This is a genomic window from Methanococcoides seepicolus, assembly GCF_023684405.1.
Taxonomy (GTDB): Archaea; Halobacteriota; Methanosarcinia; order Methanosarcinales; family Methanosarcinaceae; genus Methanococcoides; species Methanococcoides seepicolus.
The window spans coordinates 1-8,418 of record NZ_JAGSOI010000081.1 but is presented as its reverse complement, the minus strand read 5'-3'; the positions used below and the strand labels follow the sequence as shown (position 1 = coordinate 8,418).

Here is an 8,418-nt window from a genome sequence, read left to right as displayed (position 1 = left end):
TAACTCGTTCTTCGAGTTCTGTTATTCTAGCAGCCTGTAACTCGATGATCTTTTGTTGTTCAGCAATTATGTCGTATAACGTGGTGACAAGAGTAACAACTGCTTCTGGACCTTGTTCATAAACTGCCAGGATTTCTTTGCGTTTCGTAATCAATCACCTCGTGCCTGGTAAAACCAGGTTGAATTTCAGGGAGTGACTAAAATAGAGGCATAGTATATTGTTTTTTGGTAAAATCAATATCAAGCACTGATGGAATTGTGTTGAGTATTCTAAGTTTATATCAAATACGTGAGGATGGCTGAATAGTTACTAAAATTGTAACAAGCAACAACAACCCAAATAATGCACTTGCATATTTGTGAAAAAGACATTTTGCGATATTGTGCATTAAATACTGAACTTCTGTGATCATAATTATTCACCATCCAGACCCTGTATCCTGACCAGATAGTAATAGAGCACCGCACCTATGAAATTCAGGAAAATTAGGACAAGCGACCAGATCAGTTTATCATGATCTCCTTTGCTGGGAAAATCCTCTGCGTTCCTTTGAAGGCAGTCACATAACATAAAGAGCCAGAAAACAATAGCTATTGCAATAATTCCCCATAATAGTTGACCCGCATAGAATGTCAAAGCAATTATTGATACGGCTATAACTCCAAAAGTTATCCATTCTGACGTATTCTTGTTCAAATTTATATCCCCCTATCATTTAAAAACAATAACATTATTTATTTTCTTCTGAATATCCACCTACAAAACAAGCAAACCAGTCCACTAAGAATACCAAACCCCGGAACTTGCCTATCGGATGTATTATCAAGCTTAGATTCATTATTATCTGAATTATTCAACGTCAAGCCCTCATTAGTTTCAATATTTCTATACTCAAACACAACAGGTATATTTTCAATTCCAATATCCTGTGCATGTTGATCAAATATATCATAGATTTCATTCATCAGGGATTCATTGACTCCTGAATCTGCTACAATACCAACTGAAATGTAACCCTCATAATTGTATCCACACATAAATACCGGACCTTCGGGCCGGATGTATTTTTCTATTTCGATCATTGAAGCATTTCCAATAGTGTCGAGTTTGTCAAGATATTCCCATCTTTCATCTTCGATATAAAAATTGGATCTTTTTCCGTAAATTGCATTGTATGGAACAGTTTCAAGTTTTGAAGTGTTTGCAATGGTGTCGGGATTGTCAAACCCTTCCCCCCATTCACCTTCTAGATATAAATCAGGAACTTCTCTGTAAAAACCGTAAGAAATTTCCTTCTCATTTGGCATTTCAATTTTTTCTATAGTGAACTTTGCAAGAGTTCTAACCTGTCCTGATTCATCGTTCAAGACTTTGCCAAGCGGTTCAATTGCGCGTTCATCGCCAATATCGCCAAGGGATTTAACGGCGCAGGATTTCACATCGGAATCATCACTTTCCAGTAACTCAATCAAAGGTTCTACGGCAGGTTCCCCGATTTTGTACAGGGCATATCTTACGTCAGAGTGCAGCAAAAAGTTCTCATCATCAGATAACAATTGAATAAGAGGGGATACTGCTTTTTGTCTATATTCTCCCAGAGTGCGTACTGCTACTTGTCGCGATGGTACAGTTTTGTTCTGGTTTTTGGCATGAGCTATCAAAAATCCGATGTTTTCTTCTTCCGTATCCCAAAGAATGCTTGCTTCCCCTATATCTCCAAGGGCGATTTCCGCCGCATGGCTTACTTCCCAATTTTCATCGTCTATTAGCTCAATAAGGGGTTCAATTGCCCTTTTATCCCCGATTTTACCAAGGGCAAGCGCAGAGTTCTCCCGGATATCAGGATTGTCGTTTTCCAATGCCTGGATAAGAGGTTTTACAGCTACCGACCCCATTTTCACAAGTTTTTTCACAGCGTCCGACTTTACGGATACATTTTGACTGGATAAGTTTTCGATTGAATTTGTTATTGAGTTTTTGATTTGATCCTGCTGTAATTCGTCGGGTATTTGATAATCCCATGAAGCATTACCAAAAATTGCCATTGCTTCATCCTGCGTCAGGACTCTTCCAGGTAACTGCTCTTCAATAGATCCATTACTTTGTTCTGCATCTTCTCCTGCAGCCAATCCCGGACCCATCATGCCAACCACAAGGATCAGTACAAAAAGTAGTTTTAATTTCATCTTTTACCTCTTTATTTCATTCACCCCAGAGGTAAGATCAAGCAAACTTTAATTATTTAAGAGGAAAACGTAACCATGCTTCTGGGCAGGTGGAGTTCAAATTCGCTCAGGAAAGTTTATTCGAACCCCACCAAACATCTTTTCGAATGTGTACGTACTTCTATAAACTCACCCTATAAATATTTTCTAGCCATGTCATCAAACTGTTCCCTTTCAGTTGGAAGATATGGTCACAAAATCAAGGAGTTTTTTTACAACTTCACTAAATATTTCATGTGAGATTTTCTGCAATGTTTAATAGCTCCGCCTTATCAAGGGAGGAAAGAATCGTAACTTTACGCCCCTCATTTTGCCAGGCCAGAGCTTTCATATTACCTCCAAATGCCGGATAGATCATCCCTTTCTTGCCATTGACCAAAACATATTCTCCTTCACTTCCAAACCCCTGAATTTCAGGCAAGCCTTTTTCGGAGATCTTTTCAGTAATACGTATTTCATCATCTCCGTTTGCATACACGAGAGTAACCTGTTTGTAATGCTGACCTGCAAAAGCACTAAACCCGCTATGAAGAAAAGCCGAATACGGAGTATCCTCACTGGAAAAAAACACTGAATAACTGAATTCATATCCGTCTGGGAGGTATTCAGGAATAAGGATATCAAAATCTACAAGTTGTTTTGCTTCTTCAAGTGTAATTTCTTTTGGCTCAATTTTGAAATCTTCTGGTCCCAGTACTTTTACCTGTGCCCTCTTTGGAATCTCAAACTCAAACTCCGAGTCTGGAATCCCGGAATTTAATTTCAGATCCTGAATTTCAATCGTCATATACAGAATTTCACTGCTATCATATAGCTCCTATCTGATGGGCATCCAGGTATCCTTATCAACCCAGATCATCGATCTCCCTTGAAGAGAACTTTTATTGTTCTCGGAAGGAGTAAGCTCAAGCAAATATGTGTTCTTTCCATCCAAGTCTTCTACTACAAGCAGAGAAGCCGTCTTCCCTCTTAGGGTCCATTCAGAAACTCAGCATAAATATTAGGCTCGAATATTTTCAACCCATTAAAATCATCAGAAATTTCCGTTTTAAAAACAGTCTCATATTCGGAGTTATAGATCCACTGGAATTCTCTATCAGAGATCATAATTACTTCCGTATCTTTATCAGGGATTCGAATAGTAGTTTTCATAAGATCAGGTTTTTTCCATATGACTTCCTGTGTTTCCACTCCCTGATTCTGGAAACTTGAGTTGACATACATTGTAAAAGAGTAATCATCGAGATCATCCAATCTCATCTGCATATTAGATACAACTTCTTCAGCACTGGGTTCTTCTCCGCAACCTGAAATAAAAACGGACAAGATTATCATGAACAAGATGAGCATTGAATGTCTTTTGAATTTACTCTTCATTTGTTTACCTCCAATTGCAATATTGGAATTTATCTACTTTTCTACAAAGTGTACAAAACTTGTTTTAAACAATTAGCGAAAATTTTGATTTATGAGGTTATTATCAAATTTTAGCCGAATCGTTATTTTTCAACTCCCTATCAGTTTCAAAAATACCTTCTGCAAATCCATCCTGTCTTCCTCGAATCTGGATACAGTACCACCCATCAATTTGATAGACTTTGCAATTTCGGTACGCATATGCGTATTTGTATGTACATATAGCACATCATCACTGATGCACGTTTCATGTACACCATCAATCTCATTTAATTTATCAGCAGCATCCTGAAGAAGAATATCTGATATTTCCAGAATATATTGTACTCCTTCTTTTTCTCTGACCATATCCTGCAACTCTTCTACGGTTCCCACAGCCAGCAGTTTACCTTTCTCAATCACCGCTATCCTGTTGCAGATCTCTTCCACCTCAGACATTGAATGAGAACTTAAGAAAATAGTCACATCATTTTCCCTGCTGAGTTTCTTTATCAGGTCACGCATCATCTGTGCACCCTTTGGATCAATGCCACTTGTAGGTTCATCCAGAAAAATAATTTCAGGATCATTTATGAGTGCCTGAGCAAGTCCAAACCTTTTTCTCATCCCGGTTGAAAAACCACCTAATTTCTGATCTATTGCATCACTTAATCCTAACAGTTCAAGTAACTTTTCGATTTTATCTTCCTTGTCAGGAATATCATAAAAGCTGGCATAAAACCTCAGGTTTTGTCGAGCAGTCAGATCATCATAATAACCGGCCGGTTCTGGAAGAACCCCTGTTATTTGCCTTATATTTATAATCTCTTTCACGATATCAAAGCCGGCGACGTGACCCTCGCCGCCGGTTGGTTCCAATAAACCAATCAACATCTTCATAGTTGTGGTTTTACCAGCACCATTAGGACCAATAAAACCAAAAATCTCACCTTTGTTAACTTTAAAACTAAGTGAATTAACTGCTACGATCTCATTTTGTTTCCCAAATTTCTTCGTTAATTCGTTTACAATAATTGGATATTCATATTCCATAAAATCATCTCCTTCCAAATTTATAAATAATCAGTCCAAGAACACATATAGAAATCAGAATAAGTCCCACACCGAAAAAACCACTACTTTCTGATCTTTCAACTACTATAGCAATTGTTCCATCTTCGCTATTGGTAGTATCGCTTATTGCACGCATCAAAATGTCCTTAGAACCAGAAGATGCATCAGCCCTTACTGATATCTGGACGGGGATTTCTTTTGATTCACCGGAGTCAAGCTTATCGATGGCGCCAAACATCCTTACATCAGTTGATATTCCAGAAACATCCTGCATCCGAAGTTCAACATTTTCAAGTTGTTGTATTCCTGTATTCTTGATTGTCACATAAATCTCGGAATCGGAACCCGGACTTAAAATTAAGTTTACTTCTTCGGGGATGAGTACCAATGCTTCATTTGTCTCAATGTTACCATTAATTTCCAATTCCAATGTTTCTTTGGCACTTTGCGGACCATTTTCCGGGGTTACTGCAACAGTAATAGTATAACTCCCATCCACAGTATCAATAGGCGGATTGACACGAACAATAAAATCCTGCTTACTATTTTTTTCAAGACTTTGCTTCGTGATTCTATATTTTTTATTTTCAATTTCAAGAAGTTGAATATCCCAATCCTCAGACTTTTCCAGAACATCCAGATTGACTTTAATCCGGTGATCATAATTATTTTCGATCGTGACAATAAACTCAACCGGTTCTGCCGGAGAGGTTTCAAGACCTGGGATTGCAGAATATAATTGCATGTTTATATCCGCATCACTATCGATTTTTACAACAAATTCCTGTATGGAAATGTCTCCTTCATCCGGAACAAAATTTACCCAGACTGAATATACTCCATCGTTCGCTTCTGAAGGAGTTTTCACTCTCAAAATAACATTCCTTTTTTTGTTTTCATTTTCAGGAAAATTCAGAAAAAGAATTTGTCCATTTTCTTCGTAAAAACCAACATCCCAATTTTCGGGAGCACTTGAAACTGATAATCCTATCCATGCTTTTTCACTGCTATTATGTCCTCTTTGAACTGTGATGGGAAATTCAATGATATCACCTGAGATTGCTACTTTCCCGGTAGTTTCCGATGTTGCGACTACAGTTCCCCAATCTGCAGAAGCTATAGAAGATGCCGGGGAAAGAAGTACAAAAAATACTAACAATAGCGCTTTTACTGAATTATTTTGACACATGGCACTCCCCATCTTATAAAGTTATATCCTTTTTCAAAAATGCAATTACAGAGGCTATTAGTGATACAATGGAAAATGATACGAGAATTATCAGATTAGGCCAGAATTCAGCAGCCCAATCGGATAGGGAATAACTGGTATCAAAAATTCCTCCAATTGCTGATGATGAGCCTAGAGATTCTTTCGCAACATCCTGCATACCTCCTGTAAGTGCTGCATAATGGTGTTCCGGAACAAAATTTATGTAATTCAGCGTTTGCTTAGTTGCAATTTCAACGCTGTCTGTCAAAATGTATGATGATTTAAAAATCAAATCTGCAAATAAGACAGTAATTACCAGCCAGATAGCAATGTTGAATAGTAATGATATGTTAGCCTTTCTTGCAATAATCGAGATCATCATCGATAATGCAAGGAAAAACAATACGTAGAAAAAAGTTATTGCTACAAAGAACTCTATTCGAATTAGATGCTGCATTGTTACAGGCAATCCAGAAACAATAAGCATGGCTCCTGCTGCAATATTTATTGATATGAAGAGTATCAGCAGGATACATGTAGCAGACCCAAGAATTTTTCCCAATATTATGTTATCCCGGAATAGTGGGTGAGTCAACAATACATTCATGGAATTCGATTTTATTTCCTTAACAATTGCATCGAAACCCAGAACTATCCCTATAATGGGGGCAAATTTTCCAACAACGCTGGTGACTCCCTGAAAGCCTCTCATAACATCCGGCATCCCCAGCACAGTTGAAGTATATTCAACTTCCATTCCTTTTACATAAGACCACGCTAGAATGACTAATGTGAATGTGATAGCAAAAGAAAGGAAAATTGGACTCTTCAGGTGATCAATGAACTCTTTTTTTGCTATTACCATAGTATTATGAATATTAATTGCCATTTGATACACCTCATTAGATATTTTCCCTCAAGAATGAAATATATGAAGCAACCAGCAGTATTACTGGAAGGGCAAGTAGAATTATCACGTTCTGCCAGTAGTGTCCAATCAAGTACGATACAGAGTATTTTGTGTCAAGAAAGCCATGTACATCTCTCTGGATACCGAATGTTCCATAACTCAAATCCAAGTTTCCTACAGTTACTTCAGCAAAGTGATGTATGGGGGAAATGTTGAATAGCAGAGCACCTGTGGAAAAGAACTTGTCCGTCATTTCAAACATGGATTGGCCAGTAATAATAGAGGAAAGCATTATGATTGTGGGGCCCAGCACAAAACACATGTTGATCCATATCACGACCCCCCATGCAAGAGAACCGATTTCCGTCTTACACCGCGTTGATGTGAAAAGGGCAAACACGGCAAACGTCAGAAGGTATAGGTATGTAAATATTCCGAATATCATCAGGCGGGACAATGCTTCAAATTGTACGATTTTCCCGGATATCAAAAAATCTGATGCTGCGATGATAATCAGGGAAATAAACACAACCAGTCCAAGGGTTATGGAAATTCCAAAGAATTTACCTGTTATGATGTTATCACGGAATAACGGATGAGTCAGGAGAACATTCAGACTTTTACTGTTTTTTTCCTTTATTATACCATCATATCCCAGGGCAATAGCAAGAATCGGAAAAAACACCCCGATTACCCGGGCAACATTGCTAAAACTACTGCTGCCCAGAGTATATACAAACAATGTGACCATAAAAATGGACATCATCACGAGAAAACTGGGTTCATGCAGCTTATCTGAAAATTCCTTTTTTGCGATTATTAACACAGCATTTTTATTTGTCATAGAAAAACCTCTTTTTTTGCAGTATCCATGCTCCCATCAAGCAGAAAAATAATTGAAAAAACCGAAAAGATGGAATCTGTTTATTTTCAGTTCCATTGGATAATGAGTCATTTCGAACGGGTGTTTCATTCAACTGGTCCTCATTGTTGATCTTAATAGGATTATCACTGCCAATTATCTGTCTCACAGGTGTCTCTTTCCATCCATTAGCAATATCCTGATCATCTAAAGAGATCAGATAGGGGCTTCCATGCATATTTCCATTTTCAGAAAAATGGATGAAGTCCGCTGTCAATATCTTCCCATCAGGACTCCATCTATCTAAAAAGTCATGCCTGCCTTTTAAGGATGGTGTCAACTGGGTTAGATTTGTACCATCTGAATTTATTATAAAAAGCGGAGCTGCAACGTTTTTTGCTTTTTTGAGAGATGGTTCCAAATCTATTAATTCCCCATTCTGGTACAACGCTGATGTGAAAGCAATACGTTCTCCAGTAGGACTTATCGAAATTTGTTCCCACTCATAAGTATCCCAAATATGGTGGGTTGTAAGTCCAATATCTGCTATAAATGAAATATTTGTACCGTCAGAATCCATTGAATATATCTTGTTTTTGTGTAACTATTCAGCCATCCTCACGTTTTTGATATAAACTTAGAATACTCAACACAATTCCATCAGTGCTTGATATTGATTTTACCAAAAAACAATATACTATGCCTCTATTTTAGTCACTCCCTGAAATTCAACCTGGTTTT

The 8,418-nt window shown here is 37.7% G+C and carries 9 protein-coding genes and 1 pseudogene; all 10 read right to left on the bottom strand.

Going from position 1 to position 8,418, the window contains the following annotated elements:
• Positions 1-154, bottom strand: a pseudogene (locus tag KDK67_RS12920) (IS66 family transposase); the annotation flags it as partial.
• Between the two features lie 261 nt (positions 155-415).
• Positions 416-697 carry a PLDc N-terminal domain-containing protein gene (locus tag KDK67_RS12915; RefSeq protein WP_250869222.1) on the bottom strand — a complete coding sequence of 94 codons (282 nt, stop codon included), beginning with the start codon at positions 695-697 and terminating at the stop codon, positions 416-418.
• A 38-nt stretch (positions 698-735) separates the two neighbouring features.
• Positions 736-2,187 carry a HEAT repeat domain-containing protein gene (locus KDK67_RS12910; protein ID WP_250869221.1) on the bottom strand — a complete coding sequence of 484 codons (1,452 nt, stop codon included), beginning with the start codon at positions 2,185-2,187 and terminating at the stop codon, positions 736-738.
• A 271-nt stretch (positions 2,188-2,458) separates the two neighbouring features.
• Positions 2,459-3,013, bottom strand: coding sequence for a DUF4367 domain-containing protein (locus tag KDK67_RS12905; protein ID WP_250869220.1), 555 nt, complete (start codon positions 3,011-3,013; stop codon positions 2,459-2,461).
• A 182-nt stretch (positions 3,014-3,195) separates the two neighbouring features.
• Positions 3,196-3,603 (bottom strand): LolA family protein, encoded by a 408-nt coding sequence (locus KDK67_RS12900; RefSeq protein WP_250869219.1) that lies wholly within the window; start codon positions 3,601-3,603, stop codon positions 3,196-3,198.
• A gap of 129 nt (positions 3,604-3,732) precedes the next feature.
• Entirely contained in the window at positions 3,733-4,674 is a 942-nt protein-coding gene (locus tag KDK67_RS12895) for an ABC transporter ATP-binding protein (protein WP_250869217.1), read from the bottom strand.
• A 4-nt stretch (positions 4,675-4,678) separates the two neighbouring features.
• Positions 4,679-5,884, bottom strand: coding sequence for a hypothetical protein (locus tag KDK67_RS12890; protein ID WP_250869216.1), 1,206 nt, complete (start codon positions 5,882-5,884; stop codon positions 4,679-4,681).
• A 13-nt stretch (positions 5,885-5,897) separates the two neighbouring features.
• Entirely contained in the window at positions 5,898-6,794 is an 897-nt protein-coding gene (locus tag KDK67_RS12885) for an ABC transporter permease (protein WP_250869215.1), read from the bottom strand.
• 13 nt (positions 6,795-6,807) lie between these two features.
• Entirely contained in the window at positions 6,808-7,659 is an 852-nt protein-coding gene (locus tag KDK67_RS12880; RefSeq protein WP_250869214.1) for an ABC transporter permease, read from the bottom strand.
• The gene (locus tag KDK67_RS12875; RefSeq protein ID WP_250869213.1) at positions 7,649-8,257 is read right to left on the bottom strand and encodes a TolB family protein; all 609 of its coding nucleotides are present in this window, start codon (positions 8,255-8,257) and stop codon (positions 7,649-7,651) included. Before KDK67_RS12875 ends, KDK67_RS12880 begins: the two co-directional genes overlap by 11 nt.
• Between the last annotated feature and the right edge of the window lie 161 nt (positions 8,258-8,418).

What these genes read in the sequence shown, in the direction of transcription:
- KDK67_RS12880 (WP_250869214.1), bottom strand. Translation starts at nt 7,659, where the DNA reads ATGACAAATAAAAATGCTGTGTTAATAATCGCAAAAAAGGAATTTTCA.
- KDK67_RS12890 (WP_250869216.1), bottom strand. Translation starts at nt 5,884, where the DNA reads ATGTGTCAAAATAATTCAGTAAAAGCGCTATTGTTAGTATTTTTTGTA.
- KDK67_RS12905 (WP_250869220.1), bottom strand. Translation starts at nt 3,013, where the DNA reads ATGACGATTGAAATTCAGGATCTGAAATTAAATTCCGGGATTCCAGAC.
- KDK67_RS12910 (WP_250869221.1), bottom strand. Translation starts at nt 2,187, where the DNA reads ATGAAATTAAAACTACTTTTTGTACTGATCCTTGTGGTTGGCATGATG.
- KDK67_RS12875 (WP_250869213.1), bottom strand. Translation starts at nt 8,257, where the DNA reads ATGGATTCTGACGGTACAAATATTTCATTTATAGCAGATATTGGACTT.
- KDK67_RS12895 (WP_250869217.1), bottom strand. Translation starts at nt 4,674, where the DNA reads ATGGAATATGAATATCCAATTATTGTAAACGAATTAACGAAGAAATTT.
- KDK67_RS12885 (WP_250869215.1), bottom strand. Translation starts at nt 6,794, where the DNA reads ATGGCAATTAATATTCATAATACTATGGTAATAGCAAAAAAAGAGTTC.
- KDK67_RS12900 (WP_250869219.1), bottom strand. Translation starts at nt 3,603, where the DNA reads ATGAAGAGTAAATTCAAAAGACATTCAATGCTCATCTTGTTCATGATA.